Genomic DNA, 25,246 nt, shown 5'->3' on the forward strand with positions numbered 1-25,246 from the left:
TCAGGACTCCTGCGTAACGCGCAACACTTCTTCCAGTGAAGTCACCCCGGCCAGTACCTTGGCCACGCCGTCCTCGCGGATGCTGGGCGCTACCTTGCGCGCCTCGGCCACCAGCTTGCTCTCGGAGGCGCGGTCGTGGATCAGCTGGCGCATGACGTCGTTGACAGGCACCAGCTCGTAGATACCCACCCGGCCCACATAACCGCTGTGGCTGCAGTGGTCGCAGCCGCCAGGTCGGTGGATAACGGCCTGCTCAACACCCAGCAGGCGACACTCAGCTTCGTCGGCAGCATGGGGCTGTTTGCACTCCGGACAAAGGACACGCACCAGGCGTTGGGCCAGTACGCCAATCAGGCTGGACGACAGCAGGAAAGGTTCGATGCCCATATCCACCAGGCGCGTCACGGCGCCCAGGGCGGTGTTGGTGTGCAGGGTGGAGAGCACCAGGTGGCCGGTCAGACTGGCCTGGATGGCGATCTGCATCGTCTCCAGGTCGCGGATCTCGCCCACCATCACCACGTCCGGATCCTGGCGCAGTATCGCGCGCAGGCCGCGGGCGAAGGTCATATCCGCCTTGGTGTTCACCTGGGTCTGGCCGACACCCTCCAGGTTGTATTCCACCGGGTCCTCGACCGTGAGGATATTCTTCTCGCGGTTGTTGATGCTGCCGAGGCCGGCGTAGAGGGTGGTCGTCTTGCCCGAACCGGTGGGGCCGGTGACCAGCAGAATGCCGTGGGGGCGCGACAGCAGCTCGGTCATCACTCGCAGGTCGCTGTCCGCCATGCCCAGCCTGGTCAGGTCCATCTTGCCCGCCTGCTTGTCCAGCAGGCGCATCACCACCCGCTCGCCGGCGGAGGACGGCATGGTGGACACACGCACATCCACTTCGCGGCCGGCCATCAGCAGGGAGATGCGGCCGTCCTGGGGCACGCGCTTCTCGGCGATGTCCAGCTTGGCCATCACCTTGATGCGGGAGACCAGCAGCGGCGCCAGGGCGCGGCGCGGTTCCAGCACTTCGCGCAGCACGCCGTCGACGCGGAAACGCACCACCAGCCGCTTCTCGAAGGTCTCGATATGGATATCCGAGGCGCCCTGCTTCAGGGACTCGGCGAAGATGGCGTTGATCAGCTTGACGATGGGGGCGTCGTCTTCCTGTTCCAGCAGGTCCTCTGTCTCCGGCAGGGAATCGACGATCGCGGCCAGGTCCAGCTCCTCGCCCAGGCCCTCGACGTCCGACAGGTTGCCGCCCTCGCGGTTTTCGTACAGGCGCTGCAGGGCCGCCTGGAAGGCCCCCTCTTCCACCGCCTCTATATCCACCGGGCAGCCGCTGAGGCGCTGCACTTCCGCCAGCACCGTGGGGTTCAGCGGCGCCACATACTGGCAGCGCGGCTTGCCGTCCAGGTCGACCAGCAGCACCCGGTGGCGCTTGGCGAAGGCGTAGGGCAGGCGCCGCACCATCGCTGTTGTCTCTACCGCTTCGGCCATCATTTTCCGTCCACTTCCGCCTCGAGTACCTTGACCGGCGCGCCGTCGTCCCCATCGTCACCCTCATCGTAGCTGCCGGTGGGGGGCAGCAGATCCGGCAACACCTCGCCGCGGTGCCAATCCCAGATCAGGCTGGTCCTGTCTTTCAGGTGAATCTGTTTCTCCTGCAGGTCGAAATAGCGCTTGCGGGTTTCCTCGTAGCCGGCCACCTGGGTGCTGAGGATCTTCGGGCGCAGGAATACCATCAGGTTGGTCTTGGTAACCTCCTTCCTGCTATTGCGGAACAGGCGGCCAATCCCCGGGATATCGCCCAACAGCGGCACCTTGGAGTTGGTTTCAGTAACCTTGTCCTCGATCAGGCCACCGAGCACCAGTATGGCGCCATCGTCGATCAGCACCTTGGTGCGGATCTCGCGCTTGCTGGTCACGATATCCACCGCACCTTCGGTGGTGGGCAGTACGTTCTCCACCTTCTGCTCGATTTCCAGGGTCACCGAGTTGTTGTTGTTGACCCGCGGAGTCACCTTGAGTTCGGTACCCACATCCTCGCGCTGGATGGTGGTAAAGGGATCGTTGTTGCTACCGGACAGCAGCTGTTCACCGGTGACGAAGGGCACATTCTGGCCCACCAGTATCTCCGCTTCCTCGTTGTCCAGCGCCATGATCGTGGGCGTGGACAGGATATTGGCGTTGCTCTCCGAGGCGATGGCATTGATAGCAACGCGGATATCGGTGCCACTCAGGTACCCAAGGTGCAGCGCCCCCGCACCAGTCAGGCTCTCAAGCGGCAGGGAGAAAGGGTTCAGGGTATCGGTGACCAGATTGCCGTCCTCGTCGATACTGCTGGTGGCTGGTCGGTTATCCCAGCCCGCCACAACGTCTTCGTTGGCGCCGGCGATCCAGCTGATGCCCAGTTCGTTGCCGGTACCCTCGGTCACCTCGACGATAATCGCCTCGATCAGCACCTGGGCACGGCGCACGTCCAGCTTGGCGATCACCTCTTTCATGGTCTGCAGCAGCGACGGCGGCGCCGTCAGAACCAGGGAGTTCAGTGACTCGTTGACCTGGATGCTCACCTCGACGTCTGCGACCTGCTGGTCCTTCTCGGTCTTCTGGATACTGCCGCTCATCCCCTCCAGGATCGGCTTCAGGTCCGCGGCGTTGGCGTACTGCACATAGATCACCGCGGTGTTGCCCTCGCCGGACAGCGGCTGGTCGAGGCGGCGGATCACATTCTTCAGTTGCTGGCGGGTCACCGGGTCGCCGGTCAGCAGCACGCTGTTGGAACGCTCGTCCACGGCGATGCGCAGCGGCTGCACCTCACTGCCGGGCGCGCCGCCCTTGCCGCCAGACTGCAGCAGCTCGCTCAGCACCTGTTTGACCTCCTTGGCGGAGGCGAACTGCAGCGGCACCAGCTCGATGTCGATGGCGCCGGCTCGGTCCAGCTGCTTCACCAGGCGCACTATCTGGTCGATGTTGGCCGCGCGGTCGGCGATTATCAGGGTATTGGTGTCCGCGTAGGCGGCCAGGTGGCCGGTCTGGGGGATCAGCGGGCGCAGCATGGCGATCAGCTGCGCGGCGGAGATGTTCTCCACCCGCACGGTGCGCACCACCAGGGATTCCGCCGGGGCGCGGGTCTGCTCGTCCGCCACAGGGATGGCCTGCTGCTTGGCCAGGGCATCCGGCACCACCTTCCAGGTGCCACCCTGCTCCACCAGGCTGAAGCCGTTGACCTGCAGCACCGACATGAAGACGTCGAAGGCCTCTTCGTGGGTCATGGGGTCGCCGGCGACCACCGTGACCTTGCCCTTCACATTCGGGTGCACAATGATGTTCTTGCCGGTGAAATCCGCCGCCCAGTTGATGAGGTCGCGGATGTCGGCGTTATCGAGGGAGAGAGTGACCCTTTCCGGGGCCTGAGCCAGTACTGAAGTCCCTATCAACAAACCCAGGCTGACTGCGAGCAGCCGCTGATAAAACATCCTCTTCATTATTTGTCTGGCTCTTTTAATTTCGTGAATTCAAAAATGGTCTTGGCAAAAGATTCTTGTGATCAGTTCCTGCGTTCGGCGCGGCGCTCCCGCGCCAGGGCGCGCAGTTCCTCCAGGCGCTCGCGGATCGACTGCTGCTTCTCCGAGCGATCTGCGGCGCTGGCAGCGCTGACTTCCGCCGCCTGGCGGGCATAATTGGTGTACTTCTGCAGCGGTACGCTGGGGCGGCCGTCCTCGTCCGGGTAGGTCAGCTTTTCCATCTTGCCGTTGCGGCGCAGGACTATGTGATCCACCGCCACCGAGTAGAGTTCGGCGCCGCCGGGGAGCGTATCGCCGATATAGATCCGCTGCGCCGGCTTGCCCTTCTCCGCCACCAGGGCGCTGGCCTTGTCCTTGCTGCTGTTGTCGAGCACGCCGGACAGCACCAGGTTGAGTTGGGTAATCGGGATATTGGCGAGGTCCACCTCGGGCTGCTTGTCGACGGTCTTGACCGGCGCTACGCCGAAGAAGGGGGTATTCGGCAGTGAAACCGCCCGCTGGGCGCGGGGGGCGCTGCTGCGCTCGGCGAGCAGGGACTCCTCCTCTCCGCCGGGCAGCAGCAGGGAACCATAGGCCAACAGGTTGACTGACAGCCAGCCAACGCCCACGGCAATGGAGGCCACGGCGCTGCGCGGCAACGGCTTGCGCGACTCGCCCGGTGCGAATCTGGCACCGATGGACCCTACGGCTCGCTTTACTGCGGACATGTACAAACCTGTGTATCAGTTCAACGATTGACTGAATTTATCAATTATTGATGGCTATTGTCTTTCGTCATCCCTGGAAAGGCAATGTTCCGGGGTTGGCGCATGATACTGCATAAAATTTGCTCATTCACAGCCAAATCGACCAGTTCCGGGCCTTTCCTGCAAACACATAAAGAAAGGGCGGCCTAATGCCGCCCTTTCCAGTGTCGATCAGTATATTAATCGATAATTACAACTTTGTTTCAAGCTCCGGCACGGCATCGAACAGATCCGCCACCAGGCCATAGTCGGCCACGGAGAAGATCGGCGCCTCCTCGTCCTTGTTGATGGCCACGATCACCTTGGAGTCCTTCATGCCCGCCAGGTGCTGGATGGCACCGGAGATACCCACGGCGATGTACAGGTCCGGGGCGACAATCTTGCCGGTCTGGCCCACCTGCATGTCGTTGGGCACGAAGCCCGCATCCACCGCGGCGCGGGAGGCGCCCACAGCGGCACCCAGCTTGTCCGCCAGCTTGTACAGCATCTCGAAGTTCTCGCCGTTCTGCATGCCGCGACCGCCGGAGATCACCACCTTGGCGGAGGTCAGTTCCGGGCGGTCGGATTTGGCCAGTTCCTCACCGACGAAGGAGGAAACACCGGCGTCGTCGGCGATATCCACGGTTTCCACCGCGGCGCTGCCGCCCTCTGCCGCCACGGCGTCGAACGCGGTGGTGCGTACGGTAATGACCTTGATGGCGTCGGAACTCTGCACGGTCGCAATCACGTTGCCGGCATAGATCGGGCGCTTGAAGGTGTCCGCGCTCTCGACGGCGATGATGTCGGAGATGGGCTGCACGTCCAGCAGCGCCGCCGCGCGCGGCAGCATGTTCTTGCCGGTGGTAGTGGCCGGGGCCAGGATGTGGCTGTAGTCCTTGCCCAGGTCCGCGACCAGCTTGGCCACATTCTCCGCCAGTTGGTGCTCGTAGGCGGCGTTGTCCGCCACCAGCACCTTGGCCACGCCGTCGATCCTGGCGGCGGCTTCCCCGGCCGCACCGCAGCCGGCACCGGCTACCAGCAGGTGGATATCGCCACCGATGGCCTTGGCCGCGGCGATGGTATTGAGCGTGGCGCCCTTGATTTCGGCGTTGTCGTGTTCCGCAATAACCAGAATGCTCATCAGATTACCTTCGCCTCGTTCTTCAGTTTCTCTACCAGTTCCGCCACATCGGCAACCTTCACGCCCGCCTTGCGCTCAGCCGGCGGCTCGACCTTCAGGGTCTTGGTGCGCGGTGTAATGTCCACTCCCAGCTCGTCCGGGGTGGTGGTATCCAGCGGCTTCTTCTTCGCCTTCATGATGTTCGGCAGGGAAGCGTAGCGCGGCTCGTTCAGGCGCAGGTCGGTGGTGACGATGGCCGGCAGCTTCAGCTCAACGGTCTGCAGGCCGCCGTCGACCTCGCGGGTCACTTTCACGGACTCACCCTCTACCACCACCTCGGAGGCGAAGGTACCCTGCCCCATGCCGGTCAGCGCGCCCAGCATCTGGCCGGTCTGGTTGTTGTCGCCGTCGATGGACTGCTTGCCCATGATCACCATCTGCGGCTCTTCCTTCTCGACGATCGCCTTCAGGCACTTGGCCACCGCCAGCGGCTGCAGCTCGGCGTCGGTCTCGACCAGAATGCCGCGGTCGGCGCCCAGCGCCAGCGCGGTGCGGATCTGCTCCTGGCACTGCTTGGGGCCCATGGAAACGGCGACTATCTCGCTGACAACGCCTTTCTCCTTCAAGCGTACCGCCTCTTCCACGGCAATTTCGCAGAAGGGGTTGATAGACATTTTTACGTTGGCAGTATCGACGTCAGAGCCATCCGCCTTGGGGCGAACCTTGACGTTGAAGTCCACAACGCGTTTCACAGCTACAAGAACTTTCATGGAAATCCCGTCTTAAATAAGCTTTTCAGGGCGCCGCGACTGACAGTTCACAATCGCGAACGACTAGGGTTTTCTGGTCAAATAGTCAAACACTTGTTTGAACGGCGTGTATGTTGGCCCTTCTATAGAGCAAAATCAATAGCCAAATGGACGAGCCGACTGCCATTCAGCAAATCTATTTCCAGGCATAAGGATCGGCTATTCAGCATCCCTAAGCCATTGAAATACAGCGTATTTGCCAGGGCAATTGAATAGTCCTGCAATTGGTAGGGCTGTTTGAATCGCTATATACTTCGCGGCCAATGCTATAGCCGGGACTCGGGACTCGGGACTCGGGACTCGGACAGAATAAACGATAGCCGATGCGAAGACCCTGAAGCCGCGAACAGCTCCCGGCAGCAGGGCCGCCCGAGAGCGCGAACAACGCCACTTGGGATCTACAAATAAAGAGGAGAGCGCCGTGGAACGCGAATCAATGGAATACGATGTAGTGATCGTGGGTGCCGGCCCCGCCGGCCTGGCGGCGGCCTGCCGTATTCGCCAGCTCAATGAAGACATCTCCGTGTGCGTGGTGGAGAAAGGCTCCGAGGTCGGCGCCCATATCCTCTCCGGCGCGGTATTCGAGCCCACCGCCCTGAACGAACTCTTCCCGGACTGGAAAGACCGCGGTGCCCCCCTCAATACACAAGTCAAAGGCGACGACATCTACGTGATGGGCAGCGCCGAAAAAGCCACCCGCGTACCCAACTTCTTTGTGCCCAGCACCATGCACAACGAAGGCAACTACATCATCAGCCTCGGCAACCTGTGCCGCTGGCTGGCGGAACAGGCCGAGAACCTGGGCGTGGAGATCTTCCCCGGCTTCGCCGCCGCCGAAGTGCTCTACAACGAAGACGGCTCCGTCAAAGGCATCGCCACCGGCGACATGGGCGTGGCCGCCGACGGCTCCCACAAAGACTCCTATATGCCCGGCATGGAGCTGCACGCCAAGTACACCCTCTTCGCCGAGGGCTGCCGCGGCCACCTGGGCAAGCAGCTGATCGAACGCTTCAAGCTCGACGAGGGCGTGGACCCGCAGCATTACGGCATCGGCATCAAGGAAATCTGGAAGGTCAGCGACGACAAGCACCAGCAGGGCCTGGTGGTGCACACCGCCGGCTGGCCCCTGGACGAAAGTGGCTCCCACGGCGGCGGCTTCCTCTATCACCTGGAGGACAACCAGGTGGTCGTCGGCCTGATCACCGACCTGGCCTACAGCAACCCCCACGTCAGCCCCTTCGACGAGTTCCAGCGCTACAAGCACCACCCGGTGATCAAGCAGTACCTGGAGGGCGGCCAGCGCGTGGCCTACGGCGCCCGCGCCATCACCAAGGGCGGTCTGCAGTCCCAGCCGAAGATGACCTTCCCCGGCGGCCTGCTGATCGGCGACAACGCCGGCACCCTCAACTTCGCCAAGATCAAGGGCAACCACACCGCGATGAAATCCGGCATGATCGCCGCCGAGAGCATCGCCGAGGCCCTGAAGGCGGAGCGCGCCAACGACGAGCTGACCGAATATACCGCCAAGTATCGCGACAGCTGGGCCTGGAAGGAACTGCACAAGCAGCGCAACTTCGGCCCGGCCCAGCACAAGTGGGGCAATATCCTCGGCTCCGCCTACGCCTTTATCGACATCAATATCTTCCAGGGCAAGCTGCCCTGGACCCTGAGCGACAGCAAGGCCGACCACGCTCAGCTGAAGCCGGCGGCGGACTGCAAGAAGATCGACTACCCGAAGCCCGACGGCGTGCTCAGCTTCGACAAGCTGTCCTCGGTGTTCATCTCCAACACCAACCACGAGGAAGACCAGCCCTGTCACCTGACCCTGAAGGACGACGAGATACCCCTGAACCACAACCTGCCGATCTACGACGAGCCGGCCCAGCGCTACTGCCCCGCCGCCGTCTACGAGGTGGTTGAGGAGGCCGGCAAGCTGCGCTTCCAGATCAACGCCCAGAACTGTGTGCACTGCAAGACCTGTGACATCAAGGACCCGACCCAGAATATCGTCTGGGTGGCCCCGGAAGGTGGCGGCGGTCCCAACTACCCGAATATGTAAATTCGGGGCTCGGGAAAATGCGCAGGTTGGGCTGAGTGTAACGAAGCCCAACGCCAGGGCCGGCCGCGACATGTTGGGGTTCGCTGCGCTCACCCCAACCTACGGGCTTTCAGTACCTGTAGGGTGGACAAGCTCTAAGCGAGTCCACGCCGGGCGCATCCACCAACCGCAGTTTTGGCCGCCAGCGAATTCCCAGACTAAGCTTCCACCGGTCAGCACAACGGAAGACCGGCCATGAAATCCGCCCTACTCTGTATCGACCTGCAATACCTGGATGCCGCCCGCGGCTGCGGCGTCTTCGCCGACCCCGGATACAGCGCCTTCGGCGAGGAGGGAGAGGAATACTACTTCGAACGGCTGGAAAAGCTGGTGCTGCCCAATGTGCAGAAGCTGCAGGCGCTGTTTCGCGACAAGGGCCTGGAGGTGATCCATATTCGGGTCATGTCCCAGACCAAAGACGGCCGCGACCGCACCTACTATCACAAGAAGCTCGACCTGCACTGCCCGCCCGACTCGCGAGAGGCGGTATTCATCGAGGCAGTCGCGCCCCAGGACGGCGACCTGGTCATCAACAAGACAGCCGCCGGCCCCTTCGGCAACACCGATATCCACGCCCTCCTCTCCCGCCTGGGAATAGCGCAGCTCTACTGCTGCGGTGTTTTTACCGATGTCGCCGTGGAATCCACCATCCGCGCGGCGGCGGACTTCGGTTACTGCCCGATGCTGATCGAGGACGCCACCGCCACGGCCAGCGATGCCATCCAGCAGGACTGCGTCAATCGTATCGATGGCCGCTTTTGTGAAATAGTGAGAACCCCGGAATTGCTGGAAGATCTCGAACAGCACATCCGTTCGGTACAGAAGCAGACTGGCTACTGGTGACCACTCCATGGAAACTCACAAATAAAAAACCGGATACTGTTGCCAGCATCCGGTTTCAGCAGATCCCTTTTGTTAGGAATTTATTGATCCTGAGTCATTCTATTTAGAATTTGTATTGGGCGCTCAGTGCGAAGGACTGTCCCGGCTTCTCTTCGAAGACGATCACGTCACTGCGCTCGATTTCTATTGCCTCGTTCAGCAGGTTCTGCATCTTGGCCTTGAGGGTAATCTCTTCGGTCGGGTACCAGGAGTAGGTCAAGTCTAGAGAGTGGAACGGCTGCTCGAAAGCGTCCGGGGCGCCATTGCGGCCGGCCAGATACAGACGCTCGCCGAACACGTTGTAACCCAAGGTTGCGGAGTGATTGCCATCGGGACTGTCGAAGCCCAGCAGCATGTTCACCACATACTCCGAAGCACCACTCATTTCGCGCACCGGGTTGGTCGGCGCGTCCGCCTCTACACCAGCGACCAGCTCGGAATCCTGCAGCGTCAGGTTGCCCTGTACGAAGAAGCTCTCCATCAAGCCGCCCATGAAACCGAGGTTTTTCATGCCCTCAATCTCGACACCGGTAATCTCACCGGATTCGGCGTTGATAATTTCGCGGAGCTGGTTGGTATCACTGGTAGCCGCCTGGAAGAACTCGATCGGATCGGTAATTTCCTTGTAGAAGGCAGAGATTGTGAGGCTGTCCCCGCTGTCGAAGAACCACTCGCCGCGGATATCGTAGTTATCGACCTCCGAAGGACGCACATTGGCATTACCCTTAACCTGCTCATCGGTGATCGGGTCGATGTAGATAGCATCGGTAATCTCACGCAGATCCGGACGCACAGCAGTCTTAGACGCGCCGAAACGAAGCTGGAATGTCTCCGCCCACAGGGAACCCATGTAAGTCAGGGACAGCGACGGGTAAATGTCATCCTGCGCGTAAACCGCCTCCGCCAGCTCCTCCGGATCGGTCGGAATCTGTGGATCGGCCGGCGTATAACCGTAGGGATTCCACTCCAGCGCCACCTGGTTGTAATCCTCCCAGCGTGCACCGGCGGACAGGCGCCAGGTTTCGTTCCAGGTCCAGTCAAACTTACCGAACACTGCATCGGTCAGCGTGGCTGCGATATAACTCTGCTTGTTACTACCGGCACGATCGAACGCGAAGTCATTGTCCGCATTGGTGATATTCTCATCGCCGAACACCTGGTCCAATGGGCCGCCGAGGATGGAGTCGTCCACGACATCGAAAATATCCAGGCGCAACTGAGTCTGCTTGTAAGTACGCCCCTTTTCCGTACGGGCAAAACCGCCGCTCAGTTCGAGGCTTGAGGTTGAAAATTCCAGCGGCAGGCTGGCGGACCAGCCGTAGTTACGCACCTCGTCTTCCAGTTCCGTAAAGCGGAAGTCCGCACTGCGGGAACCGGTACTCACGGTTGAGCTGATGGTCTCGCCGGTGGACGGATCGGTGATGTTATCCGCGTACACATTGACTTCATTGGGGATATCCGTGGTAGCCGCAGCATCCGTATAGAACCAGTCGACCCGCAGCTCTTCCGGTACCCAGTCCAGCATGCCAGCGGGAATCAACCTCTTGGTTTGGGGGCCGAGGGAGTGGCTGCCCTTGAACTGGTTGACCTGCATTTCCCGCTCTTCATATTTCAGCGCGTACTCGCGGAAGCCGCGCCCATCGGAGATCTGGCGGTTTTCGTTGAAGTAATCACTGATGGAGGTTTCGTCGTCGGTGTTGCGCAGGAACAGGCTGGTGGACTCCAGCTCGTGCTCGTCGGCGAAGCGTAAACCCAGGTTCAGGTTGCCGCTGATATCCACCGCATAGGTGGATTCGTTACGGGTGTCGGTGCGCTCTTCCGGGAAACCGTGACTGCGCTTGATGCGCTCCGTTTCCCGCCACTTGCTCTTGTAGGAGCCGCCGGCCAGGAAGCCCAGCTCCCACTGGTCACCGAAGTAGAAGCGGTTGCCGACGCTGCCCTTGACATCATAGTCGGGATCGAAGGATTCCTTCTCGACGGCGACATCCCGGTTCAGGTTCAGCGCCAGCTCACGGTTCAGCGCCTGGGCCGCCGCCTGAGCTTCTTGTTCTGTGGCGAACTCGTTGCCTTCTGCGATCAGTGTCTTGCGAATGCCCGACACACTCAGGTCACCCTTGAAGCGCTGCATGGCGGCTTTGATGCCGCCAGACAGGGCGCGGGTACCGTCGTCGGTGCCGAAAGTGTCATCGTCGCCGCCTTTATAGGTCAGCACATCACCGCCGGTTTCGCTGTTGAATCCGCCCCCCATCTCAATGGAGTAGGTGAGACTCTCGGGGATTCCCCTGGTGCGGATATCCACGTTGCCGCCACCGAAGCTGGCAGCCTGGTCGGCGGAGTAGCTCTTCTGCACCGCCAGGGACTCCACTACAGAGGTGGGGAAGAGGTCCAGTGGTATCACATTGCGGGTCAGATCCGGGGACGGCACAGTAGCACCATTCAGCGTGGTGCTTGAATAGCGTTCGCCCAAACCGCGCACATACACAAATTTGTCATTGACCAGAGACAGCCCGGACACGCGGCGCAGAGCTGCAGCCACGGTCGAATCGCCAACGCGTCCGATCATCTCAGAACCGAGAATATCGGTGACCACTTCCTCTTCCAAGCGCTCACTGACCAGCGTTTCTGCAGCACTCTGCAAACGCCCCTGAACCATTACTTCTTCGATTTGCTGGGCTTGCGGCTGGACATCGTCCATTTCCACTTGAGCCCAAACCTGCGGAGCTATTGTGGAGGCCGTGGCAATAGCCAGTACCAGCGGCGCTCTCTGAAAATTTTCTTTCTTAACCATTACCCAGGCCTCTTGTGTTCCTGTTTATCGCTGCAGTAGAAGCAAAGAGGGCGCCGGCTCCCGTTGCGAAGCGGCGCCCTTGCATCGGGGTTAACCCGCTTGCGACTTACTCAAACCACAGCGGCTGAGCGCGACTGCCTTCATGCAGACCGTAGGTCCAGCCCTGGGTCCAGTCACTGCCGTTTACACTCAGAGCGCCCAAGTAGGCGCGCTCCAGCGGTGAAACGGTCACGCCGGCTTGCGCATCGGCAGCTTCGGTGTAGAAGGCCGGTATTCCGCCCAGCAGCACGAAGCCAGTGTCAGCGTTAATTGTCGGGTCCACTGCACCGGAAATGGCGACGAACTGATTGCCGCTGTTTACGGCCCAGGTCTCCAGATCATCGGCACCAACCGGGCCACCCTTGGTCTTGTCTTCACAGGCGAAGATATTGGACGTGATAGCAACTTCAGTGCCGGTTTCCGCTTCAGCCAGAGTCTCATCACTCTCGACGCGCAGGCAGTAGTTACTGCCCTCCGCACCATTTTCATCGGCATTGAAGGAGGCGACGATCATGGAGTTGGTGATCATCGGATAGATACCTTCGCGGAAACGCCAGCCGGCACCCGGATCATGCGTACCTGCCGCCTGGGCAGAGACGATGCAGGTCAGACCGTCGATCACCGGGCGACTGTTGATACCCTGACCGATGATCTCGGCGCGCCGATCAGTTTTTGTGCCATCCGCCATGTCGTCGTAACTGCCGATGCCATCGGACTCGATACAATGGTTGCCGTCGGCTTCACTCTGGATCACCAGAGCATTGGTGATGCTGCCGCGGTAGCCTTCGTCGATATCGATGGAGTCGTCGCGCACATACAGGGCAACATAGTTCTCTACGTTTACGGCGCCCCCGAAGAACTCGATACCGTCGTCGTAAGTGGAGTAAGCCTGCAGGTTGCGAACGATAGTGCCGCTGCCGACAGCATCGAAAGCGACGCCGTTCAGTTCGTCACCAGCGGCAACCTGGGCACCGGTGTGCTTGACGCGTACGTAGGTCAGCTCACCGGAGCTGTCGGCGTTGTTGTCGCCGCCGTAGTAGGACGCCTCATCGTCGGTGGAACCTTCGGCGGCCACATGGCACTCGCCCGTAAGAGCCAGAGTACCGTCATCCAGATTGCCGGTGTAGGCACACTTGTTGGTGATACCAAAGCCGTTGATCACCATACCGCCCCACTGGGAAACGTCTTCAGCACCCACGGTACCCAGCACGTCGGTTTCGGAAGTAAAGGTGATCGGCGCGGATTCGGTACCGCGGGCAAACAGCTGGGAACCACGGTTAACTACCATGAAGGCGGAGCTGTCCTTAAAGGCGATGGTGGCACCGGCCTGAACTTCCAGTTTCACGCCATCGCCGCCCTTGGCGATGCCAGCCGCTTGCAGCTCCGCATTGCTACCGAAGCTCTCACCCACGAAAAGGCTGCCGTCAAAGATGTGGGCACCGCCGTTTGGCAGGGCCGAAAGGTAGAGATCTTCCGTCAGCGGGTTGGAGGAAGATACGAAGTCGGTGCCGTAGCGGCAGTTGGCGCCTTCCGGAGTACCCTGAACACCAGTGCTTTCAATAGTGGCACAAGAGTTGTTGGTGTCACCGCCCGGGTTGGTTACGGAGTTGTCAGTAGAGTTGTCTACAGTAGTCGGCTCAATATCGATACCACCGCTGTCACAACCAGCCAGCAGAGCGGCGATTGCGGCTGCCAGCAGCAGCTTGTTGTTTACTCGCTTCATAGTTCCCCCTAACGGAAGTTTTGCCTAATAGGTGTAATCGTGGGCAGCTAAAAATCTGTTTTTATGCTTCAGCTGTGCGTCCTGAATTTAAAAACGGATTTCCAGGGTGCCCTGAAACCGTGATTTTCTTGTTCGCCTTGGCGATTCGGACGCGAGGGAGTGTAGGAAGGGAATATTGCGAAATTGTTACTTTAGTGGGGTTTTCCCGAAAATTTTGAAATATGTTTCTGTGCCGACGGATTAATTACATTTTTATTGCAAACAGGTTTCAATTAACGACTGAACGGCAGACAAAGTGCTCAATAAAAACACAGGCCCTTTTTCTTCAACTGAATCTTGGTCGGGAAGTAGGGTGCGCCACGCGCACCATCTGGGGGGAGGCAAGAATAGCTCTTATTGGTGCGCACGGCGCACCCTACGTCAGTAGCTTCCGAGCAGGAACTGCTCGCCGTCGCTGTGGAGCCAGAGTTGTCCGCAGCCCTGCCCGCCCCTCTCCTCGGCCCAGTCCACCAACTGGTAGAAGACCTCGCGGGAAACCCGCGCCTCCAGACCGTTGCGGACTTCTATATAGGGGATCGGCTGGGGCGGATCGCCGAAGGGTTTCAGCTGCCAGGAACGGCCGCTGTCCAGTGGCACTATGTCGCCGGTATTGGTGGTAAACAGCAAGCACTCGCGCCCGGCCTCTTCTCCCCTGGCCACCTGGGTGGCGATAAAGGGCGCATCCTCCACCCGGATGCGCAGCTTCTCCACCGGGGTGACCAGAAAATAGTCATCGCCTTCGCGCTTGAGGATGCTGGCGAAGAGTTTCACCAGGGGCTGGCGCCGTATCTCGGTGCCCTCGTGGATCCAGCGGCCGTCGCGGCGAATGACCAGGTCCATATCCCCGCAGAAGTCCGGATTCCACTTGTGCACGGGCGGGTGGCCGCGGAACTCGCGCTGCAGTTGTTGCAGCTGCGCGAACAGTGTCTCAGCCAAATGAGAAGCCCTCAGCTAAATGATGAACCCTCAGCTAAAGGAGGACGTGCCGGCAGCCTCGCCGCCGGGGCGACCTTCTTCCTGGGAGCGGCGGCCGGAGATGTCGCCGATATGCACACCCACGTCCATGATGAACTCCATCAGCCCCTCGCGATCCTCGATCACGTCGGCGAAGGACTTGGAGTGGTAGAGCTCCACCGCGCCCTGCACCAGGGCCCAGTAGGTGGAGTAGTAGTAGTAGGCGGGCACCTTTTTCAGCACGCCCTGCTCCATACGCCGCTCGAACACCCGGTTCAGGGCCGAGGCGTTGGAGTTGCGGATGGCATGCAGCTCCTCGATCATCTCCGGGGCCAGGTTCAGGGCGATGATCTTCTCCTCCAGGCGCTGGAACAGCCGGTCCTTGGACGGGTCGGCCATACGCGATTCGAAGTAGGCCCGCGCCGGCGCGGTGATATCGCCCTGCTCGGCGGCCGCCAGCGCTGTCTTCAGGCGCTCGGTCAGGGACTTTTCGTAGTCCATCAACAAGCGCATGTAAATTTCTGTTTTTGAAATGAAATGCTTGTAGATGGTGCCCTTGCCGATATCCACCCGCTCGGCGATCTGCTCCACGGTGACCTTTTCCTCGCCGTGCTCCAGCAGCAGTTCCAGCGCGGCATCCAGGATGCGCTGTTCGCGGGCGCGAAAGCGCTGAACCTTCTCTTTTGCCTTGTCCATACTTCCGACCTTATCTATCCGTAAATTTGGAGACTGAAATTGACTATCCATTCATGAATGATAGGCAATTCATCCGGCTTGGGAAAGCAGATAGAGAAACCCATTCCATTTTGCGCCAGATCCCCATCCCTAATTTCCTTCCCCCTTTTGCCGATGGTGTCGCAATAGCCGCCAACCCAATCGATTTGTGACAGATAGATCACAAATATATTGCACGCAATAATTTATTATTGCACTCAAAATTAAATTTAACATAGATCCCGACAGACAAGGAGGTGCCTATAGATCACAAAGTCGACCAATAAATAAGCAACAAAAACCAATCCAACAATAAAGAAGAAGAGAACGGCTATGTCTGTTAACAATAAATCGGTGCTCGGCACCGCAGCCGCTGCACTGCTGGGCCTGGCGTTCCAGGTCGCCAGCGCCCAGGCGCCGCTTCCGGCGCACAACCAGGCCACCGACACAGGGCGCGAAATCATCGCCCCGGTGGAACCCAAATATGAGCCCCGACAACTGCGTACCCTGAGCACCGCACTGCTGGCCGCCTGCGATATGGACGGCTACGCACAGAAAACCGGCCAGGCGCTGGTGGACCATATCCTGCAGTCCGAAAGCAGCTGCATCGACAATCTCTATGACGGCAACGCCACCAGCTTCGCGTCTTTCAGCCGGCAGAAGATGATCACAGTCGCCGACGCCGCAGCACAGATGGCCCGCGGCTACAGTGCCGCCGCGGGCGATAGCAGAATCAACAAGCTCTACTACTTCCTGCGCGCCGGCTATTACATCGAGTACTACTATCCGGACGATGTACAGTCCTTCGACGCCAATGTGCAGACTGCGGTCACCGGTGCCCTGGACGATTTCATCGCCAATCCGGATTTCTACAGCGCCAGCAGCAGTAACGGCAGTGCCATCATCGACGCCATTGTCCTGATGGACAGTGCCAACGAGCAGGCCCGCTACCTGCCGGTGGTCAAGGAATGGCTCAGCCGCTGGGACCAGCAGTACGCCCAGCACGGCAGCCTGCGCGGGGCGATCAACGGTATCTTCACCATCCTGTTCCGCGGCCACTACGACTCCGCCTTTGTCGATGCCGCCGGCAGTGACCATCAGTTGATGCAGCTGCTGGGCGGATTCGCCCGCTCCGACTGGATGCTGGACAGCGAGGCGCTATTTATGCAGGAGAATGCCGCCCGCGAGCTGTCGCGCTTCCTGCAGCACACCTCGGCGCCCGCCTACGACACGGTGGTGGCCGAAGTGGGTGCCATCCTCGATCGCTACAGCATGAAGGGCACCGGCAGCAGTGTCTGGCTGGTGACCGCCGGCAATGCGGACTACTTCGGCCAGTGCGCCCGGTTCGATATCTGCGGCTTTGCCGAAGACCTGGAGCAGCAGGTCCTGGCCCACAACCACACCTGCAGCGCCAGCCTGAAGATCCGCGCCCAGGATATGACCGCCCAGCAGATGACCGATTCCTGCGGCAAGCTGGCGGCCCAGGAGACCTACTTCCACCAGATGCTCTCCACCAACTACAACCCGGTGGCGGACGACCTGAACGAAGACCTGGAGGTGGTCGTCTTCGACGACTGGAACGAGTACGACAGCTATGCCCCGCTCTTCTTCGGCATCGGCACCGACAACGGCGGTATGTACCTGGAGGGAGATCCGGCCAACCCGGACAACCAGGCGCGCTTTATCGCCCACGAGGCGGACTGGCTGCGCCCGGACTTCGAGGTGTGGAACCTGACTCACGAATACGTACACTACCTGGACGGCCGCTTCAATCTCTACGGCGGCTTTGGCGATGCGCGCACCGGCACCCACAAGACCGTCTGGTGGATCGAGGGCCTGGCAGAGTATGTTTCCAAAAAGGACTACAACGACGACGCCATAGCCCTGGCCCGCACCGGCCAGTACCCATTGAGTGAGATCTTCGCCAACGACTACAGCAGCGGCACCGACCGCGTCTACAAGTGGGGTTACCTGGCGGTGCGCTTTATGTTCGAGCGCCACCGGGACGACGTCACCCAGATGCTGGCCTATTTCCGCGCCGGCAATTACGACGGCTACCTGAACTACATCAACGCTATCGGCAGCGGTTACGACAGTGAGTGGCAGAGCTGGCTTACCCTGGTGCAGAGCACCCAGGACGGCGGCGATAACGAAGTCGAAAACAACGAGACAATCTCCAATCTCGGCGTAGCCACCAGGGGCGACGACCTGCACTTCTATATCGACGTGCCCGAGGGGGCCTCCCAGTTGAGTGTTGCCATCGACGGCGGCAGCGGCGATGCGGACCTCTACCTGCGTCACGGCGCCGAGGCCACGGACAGCGACTACGCCTGTCGGCCCTATATCGGTGGCAATACCGAGGTGTGCGATATAGACAACCCCGAAGCGGGCCGCTGGTATATCCGCCTCAAGGCCTATACGCCCTTCTCCGGGGTCAACCTGATGGCCAGCTACAATACCGCGGTGGATGCCTGTGCGACGGGAACGCCATTGGAGTACGGCTCCCTGGAACTGAATGCGGCCAGTTGTGTCGCCGGCAGCAATGGCATCCGCTACTTCTATGTCTATGTGCCGGAGGGTACCGCCAGCCTGGACTTCGCCCTTTCCGGGGGCGACGGCAACGGGGATCTGTACGTGAACGACGAGACCTGGGCCACTGCCTCTGACTACGACCAGGTTTCCAGTGGGCCGGACAATAACGAGAGCCTGAGTGTGGTTTCGCCGGATAGCGGTTGGTATTACGTTTCGGTGATCGGCGAGTTTTCCGATACGACGATTCGGGTCACTGCCAACTGATAGAGGATCGCGGCCATCCGCCGTTGGCCGCGATCGATCTTTAACGAATCTCCATAAAAAATCCCGGCACAAAGCCGGGATTTCTCATTGCCTGATCAGATGCCCGATCAAAAATCGTAACGGGCCACCAGGCTGAAGTAACGCTCTCCCACCATACTCTGGGTCAAGCCGTAATCCGGATTCAGCTCACCGGACTTGGTGCGCGTCTCGATAATATCCAGCGGTCCATCGTCGTTCAGCACGTTGTAGACGGTGCCCTTCAGCAGCAGCTCGCCATCGAACAGCGGCATATTGTAGGCCAGCGACATATCCAGCTGCCTGGACCAGGGCAGATTGCCCGCGGAGCCGCGCGGTGCCGGATCGCCCTTCTCGTCGTAGAAGGAAACTTCGCCGTAATACTGGCTGATACAGTCGCTCCAGGGACTGCCCTCGGCACAGCTGTCGACGCCCACCGGGTGCACGCTGAAGTAGTTCTTGGGCCGGCCGGATACCAGCGAGGTGACGAAACCGAAGGTCAGCCTGTCACTGATATCGTAGAAGCCGTTCAGCTTCAGCGCGTGGCGGTGGTCGTTGGGCAGGTCGCCGTAGCCGTGGTCCATCAGGTCGGCGTAATCGTAGGAGGTGGTCCAGCCGGGATCCGCCTGGTTGTTGTCGGTGCGCACCAGCCCCTCGGTGTTGCCGTAGCTGTGGGACCAGGTGTAGGAAGCATCGACGTAGAAGCGATCGGTCACCTGACCGCGCAGTGTGGTCTCCAGGGCCAGGTAGCGGCGCTTCGGCTCCGGCAGGGCCAGTTCACCGGCGGACAGCTTGACGTTGTCGGTGACACCATCGCCGTCGAAGTCGTAGCTGATTTCCACATCCTCGCCCGGGTTCATCAGCACGTAGTAGCTGCTTTGGCCGACATTATCCTCGATACCATTGGCCGCCAGGTAATTGCCCAGCACCGGCCCTATATCCGTATCCTCCACCGAGCGCTTCAGGTCGCGGTAGATGCCGCGCACGCCGAGCACCATATCGTCGAATACCAGTGTTTCGAAACCGAGGGTGAATTCGTCCGCGTACATGCCCTCCAGGTTGGCGCTGGCGATCAGCTCCGGCTCGACGATGCCCTGCTGGCGCACATAGCTGTGCAGCAGTTCGCCGCGGCTGGGGGAGCCGTCGGCCGCCAGCTCCGGGCGCCCGTTCGCATCCAGGTCACCGAGTGCGTAGTAGTCGAAGGTCTCGCGGGAATAGGAGCCCTGGGTGATATTCATATTCGCGGAGACCGGCTGGTAGTAGCGGCCATAGGTCGCAAACGCCTTGCTGTCGCCGTCGCCGTTGAAATCCCAGACCGCCTGGATACGCGGCGAGAAGCCGGTGTTGTCGACGAAGGCCTCGCCGCCGGTGACGGTGTTCTCGAACCGCTCGTAGCGGCCACCCAAATTGAGCGCGAGGGTATCGGTCACCTGCCAGGAATCCTGCAGGTAGAACGCCGTGGCACTGACGGTGGAGTCGGTACCGCGCACGCGGATGCGCCGCTCGACCAGCTCGGTGCCCGCAGGCTGCCTGGACGGATCGTTGACGTCCGCAGTGCGGATAGTCCACCAGCCGTGGGCGTCACCCGCGCCGTTCTGGTCTTCCTTGTAGAAGACATCCACGCTGTTGTAGTCGATACCCAGCTTGATCTGGTGGTCCAGCAGGTCGTAGCTCAGGTCCAGGCGCAGCTGGTCGCGGGTGTACTCCTCGTCGTAGATGGTGGAGTCGCTGTGGTTGCTGTAGCTGACGCAGGTCTCGCGGCAGTCGTACACGGAGGGCAGATCGCTGAGGGCGGAGTTGTAGACCTTTTCCAGGGTGCGGCCGGCAATCACGTCCAGGGACAGCGCATCGGTGAACTGGCCGTTGTAGTGCACGCCGTAGACCTGGCCGCCCTCGCGGCTCTTGGTCGTGCCCGAGTAATCACCGATATCGTTGGTGCCCGGATCGTAGGTGAAGCTGTCGTACTCACCGTTCTCCTCGTTGTTGATCGCGGTGAAGTCCAGCGCGTGCTTTTCATTCACGAACCAGTCCACCTTGACCAGCCAGCGATCCTCCTCCCGCACCCGGTCGTAGAAACTGGAACCGAAGGCCCACTCGTCCCTGGTTTCCCGCGGCGCGAAGAGCGCATAGAAGAACGCCTTGTCCTGCACTATCGGGCCGCTGGCCCAGACCTGCGCCTCGGTAAAGGTGGAGGCATCGCGCTCGTTGTTCAGCACATAGTCACCGGAGCTGCTGCGCACAGAATCGTGCTGGCTGCGCAGCGAATCCGGATCCATGCGCAGCTGGGAGCCGAAGCGGAACTCGTTGTCGCCGGACTTGGACACCGCATTGACAATGCCGCCCAGGGCGCCGCCAAACTCCGGATCGATTGCACCTGTCTTTATCTGGGTCTGGCTGATCGCCTCCCAGGGCAGCGCGATGGACCCCAGGCCCGTCTTGATATTGGAGACATTCAGGCCGTTCAGATAGTAGCCGTTCTCCGCCGAGGAGGCGCCGCCGAAACTGGATGCGCCGTTGAAGTTGGAACCGCCCGGCTGCACCACCCCCGGCGCCAGTTGGGCCATGGCCTCGAAGCCGGTGTTTACCGGCAGCGCCTCCAGCTTCTCCTGGGTAATCACTACCCCTGCGGTGGAGGAACCGGTATCGATGCGGCGCAGCATGCTGCCGGTGACTTCCACCACCTCCATCACCTGGCCGGCGCCCCCGGTTACCACCAGGGTGCCGTCGTAGATCATCGACTGGCCCACGCGCACCCGCACATCCTCGGCCTGCGCGGGCCTGTATCCATCCTTTTCAAACCGGATCTGGTACTCCCCCACCGGCAGGTTGCGCAGGTTGTACTCGCCCTTTTCATTACTCCGAACGGTACGCACCAGTCCCTTGCCGATATGGGTGACGGTGATGGACGCATTGGCGATCACCTCGCCGCCGGCACCTGTCACCTGTCCTTTGAGTGAACCGCCCGAGGTGTCGGCGGCCATGGCGAACTGACTTCCCAGGCTGGCACTGATCGCCAGTGCCAGCAGACTTTTTCTTATTTGCATCGTCTCTCTTCCCTTGGTCGAAGTTGGCTATTTATTATTCAGCACGCAAAATATCTTTGCGCACAAAGGCAAATTAAACATATCTTGTGTACAATAACAACAAATAAGCGATAAGAGAGCGGAGGCAAAAATGCTGGAGGGAAACACGGCTGTCGCGACACCGGCGTCGTCGACAGAGAAAACCGGGGGGCGCGGTTTCAGCCGCAGCTTCTACCTGGCCAACGCCATGGAGATCTTCGAGCGCCTGGCCTGGTACGGCTTCTTTACCCTGTCGTCCCTGTATATGAGCAGCCCGCAGGCAGAGGGCGGCCTGGGCTTCAGCGACGGCCAGCGCGGCTTCCTGCAGGGGGCCATTCCCTTCCTGCTCTACCTGCTGCCGGTATTTACCGGCGCCCTGGGAGACAGGTACGGCTATCGGCGCATGTTCCTGCTGGCCTTTGCCATCATGACGCCGGCCTACTACCTATTGGGCCAGGTGCGCGACTTCTGGGCCTTCTTTGCCGTGCTGCTCGTCGTCGCCCTGGGCGCGGCCACTTTCAAACCCCTGGTGGTGGCCACCGTCAGCCGCACCACCGGCGACCGCAACCGCGGCCTCGGCTTCGGCATCTTCTACACGATGGTGAATATCGGCGGCTTTGTCGGGCCGCTGGTGGCGGGGATGATGCGCGCCGTCAGTTGGGACAGGGTGTTCGCGATGGCGGCGCTGTGGATCGCGGTGAACTTCGCACTGCTGCTGTTCTACCGCGAGCCGGTGACATCCGGCGCGGCACCGGCACGGCGCCCGGTACTGCTCGAAATCGGCGCGGTGCTGCGCAATCGCCCCTTCGTGGTCTACCTGCTGCTGATGTCGGGTTTCTGGGCCTGTTACAACCAGATTTTTATCACCCTACCGCTGTATATCCGCGACTTTGTCGATACCGGTCCCCTGCTGACCTGGCTGCAGGGCTGGTCCCCCGCTCTCGCACAGGCAGTATCCACCGGCGGATCCGACCAGATAGGTCCGGAATTTATCACCGCGTTCAATTTCGCCAGCATCCTGCTGTTGCAGATCGCCATCAGCAGGCGCTGCGAGCGGCTGCCGGTACTGCCAGTATTGATGGGCGGCACCCTGCTGCTCGCCGCCGCTTTCCTGTGGGTCGGTTTCGGCCCCCTGTTCGGCGGCGCCGGCCTGGTCGCCGCGGTGCTGGTTTTCTCCCTCGGCGAGATGCTCGCCTCCCCCAAGAGCCAGGAATACGTGGCCGCGGTGATGCCGCGGGACAGGGCGGCGATGTTTATGGGCTACTACTTCCTGTCCATGGCCCTGGGCTTCCTACTGGCCGGATTCCTGTCCGGCTGGGGCTACGGCACTTTGGCAAAGGACTGGGGCCGGCCGGACCTGATGTGGGGCGGCTTCGCCCTGCTCGGGATCGCCACCGCCGCCGGCCTGCTCTGGTTCGACAACTCCATGGCCAGGCAACTGGCCGCACAGGGAGAGGTTCAGCGATGAAGCGCATTCAGCAATTGCGCGAGCAGTTTTCCGGAGCCGGCATAGACGGCCTGCTCGTGGCCAGCATGTCCAATATCCGCTACCTGAGTGGCTTCGCCAGCGACGAGTGCGGCGTGGCACTGGTGCTGATCGGCAAACGGAAAAAGTACCTGATTACCGACTACCGCTTCGGCGAGCAGGCACGGGAGGAGTGCCCTCATGTAGAGGTAGTGGTGCGGGACAGGGCCCGCCAGGGCCTCGGCGACCTGGTGCGGGAGCTGGCGACCGGCTGCGGTATCCGCCGGATCGGCTACGAGCGCGAACATTTCCCACACGGCCGCTGGCTGGACCTGGCTGCAGAGCTGGATGCGCTGGAACTGACACCGGTCCGCGGGCTGGTGGAACTGCAGCGCCGGGTCAAGGACAGCGAAGAGCTGGACTCCATGCGCCGCGCCGCCGCCATCGGCGATCGCGCGCTGGACCACCTGCTCGGCCTGCTGCGCCCCGGCATGACGGAGAGGGAAGCCGCGGTGGAGCTGGAATACGCCCTGAAACGCTCCGGCTCCGAGGGCCTCGCCTTCCCGACGATTTTTGCTTCCGGGCCGCGCAGTGCTCGCCCCCACGGTATGCCGAGCGACCGGCCGCTGCGCCGCGGCGACCTGGTCACCGCCGACTTCGGCGCGGTGGTAAACGGCTACCGCTCGGACATGACCCGAAGTTTCGTCCTGGGCAAGGCCGATCCGAAGCAGCGCCAAGCCTACCAGCTGGTGCGCGCCGCCCAGGCCCTGGGGGTGGAATCGGTGCGCGCCGGCGTTCCCTACAGCCAGCCGGCCGACGCAGTGGCCCGCTTCCTGGCCGGTAGTCCCTATGCCAAATATGCAGGCGAGGGTCTGGGCCACGCCTTGGGGTTGGATACTCACGAACAGCCCTATCTCGCATCCAGCTGCGACGAACTGTTGCAGGAGAATCATGTAGTCACCGTGGAACCGGGAATCTATATCCCCGGTTGGGGCGGCGTGCGTATCGAGGACGATGTGCGGGTTACCGAGTCCGGTACCGAGCTGTTGACCAAATTCACTCGTGAACTGATCGAGCTGTAGCAATACCGACCATCGGGCGAACCTTGTGTTCGCCCGCCGCAGCCGACGCTCAACCGAAACGTGGAGAATAAACACAATGCGCAATCTGCCCGGGATATTTTTCCTTTGTTGCAGCCTATTAATCAGTGCCTGCGACACACCGCCGGAATCTGCCGGCCAGAGCCTCTACCAGCAACTCAACCAATTGCCCGGCGTGGAGGTCGCGCGGGTAAAGTCGCTGGACGGCTTCACCCAGGGTTACCAGTTGTGGATCGAACAGCCGCTGGACCACCGGAACCCCGCCGCCGGCAGCTTCAAGCAGAAAGTCTACCTGTCCCACCTGGACAGCGCCCAGCCGGTGATACTGGAGACCGAGGGCTACTGGGTGCGGGACTTCCCGCAGAAGGAACTGGCGGACATACTGCGGGCCAACCTGATAGCGGTGGAGTACCGCTTCTACGGCGATTCCGTCAATGAAGGGGATATTCCCTGGCAGTACCTGACTGTCGAGCAGGCCGCCGCCGACCACCACCGCATAGTGACGCTGTTCAAAAGACTCTATTCCGGGCCCTGGGTCAGCAGCGGTTTCAGCAAGGGCGGCGAATCCGCACTGATCCACCGCCGCTACTACCCGGAAGACGTGCAGGCGACCGTCGTCTACGACGCGCCGCTGATACTCAGCACCGAGGACAAACGGGTGGATCAGTTTATCCGCAACAGGATCGACAACAGCGGCCAGTGCGGCCGGGAGCTGGTGCGTTTCCAGCGCGAATTGCTGGAGAGGCGGGATGAACTGATCCCCGAACTGAAAGCGCGCGCCATCGAAAAGGAACTCACCTTCTCCATCGGCGAGAGCAAGGTACTCGAGTACGCCGCCCTGGAATACACCTTCAGCTTCTGGCAGCGCGGCCAGACCTGCGACGAGATTCCGCCGGGAGGCGCGGCGCCGGCGCTGATGCTCGAGCATATAGAAGGCGGCGGCGGCTTCTGGGTCTACAGCGACCAGGGAATCGAAGCGTTGGAACCCTCCATGTACCAGCACCACACCCAGTTGGGCTACTACGGTTTTATGACCCGGGACCTGGAAGACCTGCTGCAGCTGGCACCCCAGCCGAGCAACCTGGAGTTCGCCCCCAAGGGCGTGCCCATCGAGTTCGATCCCGACTTCACCCCGGGCCTGATCGCATGGCTGCAAGAAAACGGCCACAACACCCTCTACCTCTACGGCGAGCGGGATCCCTGGTATGCGGGCGCGGTGGATCACGGCAATTTCACCAACGCCTTTACCCTGGTGCAGAAAGACGGCCACCACCTGAGCCGCATCCGCCAGCTGTCGGAAGAGCAGCGAGAGCGGGCCTATGATGCCCTCAGCCGCTGGTTGAAGATACCGGTCAATCGCAGTTAGCGCCAAGGGCCGCTATCATGGCGGCACAATAAAAAC

Annotated in this window: 16 protein-coding genes; 6 read left to right on the plus strand and 10 right to left on the minus strand. The window is 61.0% G+C overall.

Annotation, left to right across the window (positions count from 1 at the left end; translation table 11 throughout):
* The 5 genes from gspE to AC6R19_RS16590 form a co-directional block, all read right to left on the minus strand.
* Positions 1-1,485 carry a type II secretion system ATPase GspE gene (gene gspE / locus AC6R19_RS16570; RefSeq protein WP_500580966.1) on the minus strand — a complete coding sequence of 495 codons (1,485 nt, stop codon included), beginning with the start codon at positions 1,483-1,485 and terminating at the stop codon, positions 1-3.
* The gene (gene gspD, locus AC6R19_RS16575) at positions 1,485-3,476 is read right to left on the minus strand and encodes a type II secretion system secretin GspD (protein ID WP_500580967.1); all 1,992 of its coding nucleotides are present in this window, start codon (positions 3,474-3,476) and stop codon (positions 1,485-1,487) included. Before gspD ends, gspE begins: the two co-directional genes overlap by 1 nt.
* 62 nt (positions 3,477-3,538) lie before the next feature.
* Positions 3,539-4,222 carry a type II secretion system protein N gene (locus AC6R19_RS16580; protein ID WP_500580968.1) on the minus strand — a complete coding sequence of 228 codons (684 nt, stop codon included), beginning with the start codon at positions 4,220-4,222 and terminating at the stop codon, positions 3,539-3,541.
* Between the two features lie 229 nt (positions 4,223-4,451).
* Positions 4,452-5,381: an electron transfer flavoprotein subunit alpha/FixB family protein gene (locus tag AC6R19_RS16585; protein ID WP_500580969.1), complete on the minus strand. Its 930-nt coding sequence runs from the start codon at positions 5,379-5,381 to the stop codon at positions 4,452-4,454.
* Positions 5,381-6,130, minus strand: coding sequence for an electron transfer flavoprotein subunit beta/FixA family protein (locus tag AC6R19_RS16590; protein ID WP_500580970.1), 750 nt, complete (start codon positions 6,128-6,130; stop codon positions 5,381-5,383). The genes AC6R19_RS16585 and AC6R19_RS16590 overlap by 1 nt, the downstream gene beginning before the upstream one ends.
* A 475-nt stretch (positions 6,131-6,605) precedes the next feature.
* Between AC6R19_RS16590 and AC6R19_RS16595 the strand changes: the two genes are divergently transcribed.
* Complete coding sequence (locus AC6R19_RS16595) at positions 6,606-8,228, plus strand: electron transfer flavoprotein-ubiquinone oxidoreductase (RefSeq protein ID WP_500581016.1); 1,623 nt, start codon at positions 6,606-6,608, stop codon at positions 8,226-8,228.
* A gap of 234 nt (positions 8,229-8,462) precedes the next feature.
* Positions 8,463-9,110: a cysteine hydrolase family protein gene (locus AC6R19_RS16600; RefSeq protein ID WP_500580971.1), complete on the plus strand. Its 648-nt coding sequence runs from the start codon at positions 8,463-8,465 to the stop codon at positions 9,108-9,110.
* Positions 9,111-9,213: 103 nt separating this feature from the next.
* On the opposite strand, the gene AC6R19_RS16605 is transcribed toward AC6R19_RS16600, so the two are convergent.
* The 4 genes from AC6R19_RS16605 to AC6R19_RS16620 all read right to left on the minus strand — a co-directional run bounded on the left by AC6R19_RS16605 (position 9,214) and on the right by AC6R19_RS16620 (position 15,388).
* Complete coding sequence (locus tag AC6R19_RS16605; RefSeq protein ID WP_500581017.1) at positions 9,214-11,844, minus strand: TonB-dependent receptor domain-containing protein; 2,631 nt, start codon at positions 11,842-11,844, stop codon at positions 9,214-9,216.
* A 199-nt stretch (positions 11,845-12,043) separates the two neighbouring features.
* Positions 12,044-13,699, minus strand: coding sequence for a beta-helix domain-containing protein (locus tag AC6R19_RS16610; protein WP_500580972.1), 1,656 nt, complete (start codon positions 13,697-13,699; stop codon positions 12,044-12,046).
* A 420-nt stretch (positions 13,700-14,119) separates the two neighbouring features.
* Positions 14,120-14,674, minus strand: a complete 555-nt coding sequence (locus AC6R19_RS16615) for a DUF1285 domain-containing protein (RefSeq protein ID WP_500580973.1) — start codon at positions 14,672-14,674, stop codon at positions 14,120-14,122.
* A 30-nt stretch (positions 14,675-14,704) separates the two neighbouring features.
* Complete coding sequence (locus tag AC6R19_RS16620) at positions 14,705-15,388, minus strand: TetR/AcrR family transcriptional regulator (protein WP_500580974.1); 684 nt, start codon at positions 15,386-15,388, stop codon at positions 14,705-14,707.
* Between the two features lie 351 nt (positions 15,389-15,739).
* On the opposite strand from AC6R19_RS16620, the gene AC6R19_RS16625 reads away from it, so the two are divergent.
* Entirely contained in the window at positions 15,740-18,202 is a 2,463-nt protein-coding gene (locus AC6R19_RS16625) for a M9 family metallopeptidase (RefSeq protein ID WP_500580975.1), read from the plus strand.
* A gap of 107 nt (positions 18,203-18,309) precedes the next feature.
* Here the strand turns inward: AC6R19_RS16625 and AC6R19_RS16630 are convergent, their stop codons facing one another.
* Positions 18,310-21,261, minus strand: coding sequence for a TonB-dependent receptor (locus AC6R19_RS16630; RefSeq protein ID WP_500580976.1), 2,952 nt, complete (start codon positions 21,259-21,261; stop codon positions 18,310-18,312).
* A gap of 130 nt (positions 21,262-21,391) precedes the next feature.
* Here AC6R19_RS16630 and AC6R19_RS16635 point away from each other — a divergent pair, with 130 nt between their 5' ends.
* From AC6R19_RS16635 to AC6R19_RS16645, 3 genes are all read left to right on the plus strand, one after another.
* A complete protein-coding gene (locus AC6R19_RS16635) occupies positions 21,392-22,747 on the plus strand; it encodes an MFS transporter (RefSeq protein WP_500580977.1) in 1,356 nt (451 codons plus the stop codon).
* Positions 22,744-23,826, plus strand: a complete 1,083-nt coding sequence (locus AC6R19_RS16640; RefSeq protein ID WP_500580978.1) for a M24 family metallopeptidase — start codon at positions 22,744-22,746, stop codon at positions 23,824-23,826. The genes AC6R19_RS16635 and AC6R19_RS16640 overlap by 4 nt, the downstream gene beginning before the upstream one ends.
* 76 nt (positions 23,827-23,902) lie before the next feature.
* The gene (locus AC6R19_RS16645; protein WP_500580979.1) at positions 23,903-25,210 is read left to right on the plus strand and encodes a S28 family serine protease; all 1,308 of its coding nucleotides are present in this window, start codon (positions 23,903-23,905) and stop codon (positions 25,208-25,210) included.
* Positions 25,211-25,246: the final 36 nt, after the last annotated feature.

This window comes from Microbulbifer sp. SE14 (genome assembly GCF_059834885.1).

Bases quoted from the DNA above. Each gene is read 5' to 3' on its own strand.
- gspE (WP_500580966.1), bottom strand. From the start codon at position 1,485: ATGGCCGAAGCGGTAGAGACAACAGCGATGGTGCGGCGCCTGCCCTAC.
- gspD (WP_500580967.1), bottom strand. From the start codon at position 3,476: ATGAAGAGGATGTTTTATCAGCGGCTGCTCGCAGTCAGCCTGGGTTTG.
- AC6R19_RS16580 (WP_500580968.1), bottom strand. From the start codon at position 4,222: ATGTCCGCAGTAAAGCGAGCCGTAGGGTCCATCGGTGCCAGATTCGCA.
- AC6R19_RS16585 (WP_500580969.1), bottom strand. From the start codon at position 5,381: ATGAGCATTCTGGTTATTGCGGAACACGACAACGCCGAAATCAAGGGC.
- AC6R19_RS16590 (WP_500580970.1), bottom strand. From the start codon at position 6,130: ATGAAAGTTCTTGTAGCTGTGAAACGCGTTGTGGACTTCAACGTCAAG.
- AC6R19_RS16595 (WP_500581016.1), top strand. From the start codon at position 6,606: ATGGAATACGATGTAGTGATCGTGGGTGCCGGCCCCGCCGGCCTGGCG.
- AC6R19_RS16600 (WP_500580971.1), top strand. From the start codon at position 8,463: ATGAAATCCGCCCTACTCTGTATCGACCTGCAATACCTGGATGCCGCC.
- AC6R19_RS16605 (WP_500581017.1), bottom strand. From the start codon at position 11,844: ATGGACGATGTCCAGCCGCAAGCCCAGCAAATCGAAGAAGTAATGGTT.
- AC6R19_RS16610 (WP_500580972.1), bottom strand. From the start codon at position 13,699: ATGAAGCGAGTAAACAACAAGCTGCTGCTGGCAGCCGCAATCGCCGCT.
- AC6R19_RS16620 (WP_500580974.1), bottom strand. From the start codon at position 15,388: ATGGACAAGGCAAAAGAGAAGGTTCAGCGCTTTCGCGCCCGCGAACAG.
- AC6R19_RS16625 (WP_500580975.1), top strand. From the start codon at position 15,740: ATGTCTGTTAACAATAAATCGGTGCTCGGCACCGCAGCCGCTGCACTG.
- AC6R19_RS16630 (WP_500580976.1), bottom strand. From the start codon at position 21,261: ATGCAAATAAGAAAAAGTCTGCTGGCACTGGCGATCAGTGCCAGCCTG.
- AC6R19_RS16635 (WP_500580977.1), top strand. From the start codon at position 21,392: ATGCTGGAGGGAAACACGGCTGTCGCGACACCGGCGTCGTCGACAGAG.
- AC6R19_RS16640 (WP_500580978.1), top strand. From the start codon at position 22,744: ATGAAGCGCATTCAGCAATTGCGCGAGCAGTTTTCCGGAGCCGGCATA.
- AC6R19_RS16645 (WP_500580979.1), top strand. From the start codon at position 23,903: ATGCGCAATCTGCCCGGGATATTTTTCCTTTGTTGCAGCCTATTAATC.